The organism is Streptomyces sp. NPDC059564, from assembly GCF_042735575.1.
GTDB lineage: Bacteria > Actinomycetota > Actinomycetes > Streptomycetales > Streptomycetaceae > Streptomyces.
Genome location: NZ_JBHWBP010000710.1, coordinates 1 through 1,217, shown reverse-complemented (window position 1 = coordinate 1,217; position 1,217 = coordinate 1). Strand labels below are relative to the sequence as shown.

The window sequence follows — 1,217 nt, the reverse complement described above, 5'->3', positions numbered from 1 at the left end:
GAGGACAGCGGGCCCCGGATCCGACCCGGGAATCCGGCTCGGCCGCGGAGAGCACGAGCCCGACCTGCCGGTCCCGATCCCCCAGCCGGGAAACGGGCCTGCCGATGCGGGACTCCGGCCCCGGCGCGGGGCTGAAGGCCCAGGCCGACGAACCGGCCTGCCGGCCCTGCTCCCCCGGAGCGGGGAAAACGGGCCGTCCGTCCCGGAGGCCGGAGCTTCCGGACCCGGACCGGCGTGCCGGGTGCCGGGTTCGGAGGAGCGGGTCGGCCGGCCGAGGCCAGGGCGCCGACGCCCCGGCCGGCCCGGTCCCCCCGACCGGGGAAACAGGGCAGTCGGTCCCCGGAGCAAGGCGGGCTCGGCACGGTCCCCCGGCCGGGCCGGTCAGGCCGTCCGACCCGGGGTTCCGGGGCGGCGAGGCGCGGTCGCTCGGTGGGGGAGATCAGGCCGGCCGGTCCGGGGTTCCGGGGCCGGGCTCCACGGTGCGGGGCTCGGGCCCGCCGGGGGCGGGGTCAGAGGTGACAGGGGGCCGGACAGCGGCCCGGACACTGACCCGGCGCCGTGCGGGGGCCGGAGGTGCGGAGCCGCGGGGCGGAAGGGGCGTTCGCGGTCATGGCTCGGAGCCTGTCAGCGCCCCCGGCCGGGGTCAACCCCCGCCCCGCACCCCTCCGGAGACCCGCCATACCCCCGCTGACCTGCCCCTTCTCCCCCACCTTGCGGCCGAAAACCGTGGCTTGATTTCACAGCCCCGCAACGCAGCCGCCACGCACACCGCACCGGCGCGCCTCGGTCGTCCGGCATGATCGGGGGATGGTGGGGATGGCGGGGGACCGGCGGGGGGCTGCCAATGCCGCTGTCGTGTTGCGGACGGTGCTCCGGCACGGGCCGGTGGCGCGGAGCGGGGTCGCGCAGCTGTGCGGGCTGAGTCTCGCCTCGGTGTCGCGGCAGGCCGGCGGGCTGCTCCGGGGCGGGCTGCTGCGCGAGCTCCCCGACCCCGCCGGACGCGGCGGCTCCGGGCGGCCGCGCATCCCGCTGGACCTGCACACCGGCGCCGTCGGCGGCCCCCTCGTGGCCGGGCTGCACATCGGGGTGCCCTCCTCCACCTTCAGCCTCGTCGACCTGCGCGGGCAGGTCCTGGCCCGCCGCGCCTTCCCGTACCGGGACCCCGGCGATCCGGCCCTGCCCGCCCGGATCGCATCGGAACTCGGCCGCTTCCTGCG

The 1,217-nt window shown here is 78.7% G+C and carries 1 pseudogene; it reads left to right on the top strand.

What is annotated here, in order from left to right:
- Positions 1–855 precede the first annotated feature (855 nt).
- Positions 856–1,217, top strand: a pseudogene (locus ACFV0Q_RS41835) (NagC family transcriptional regulator); the annotation flags it as partial.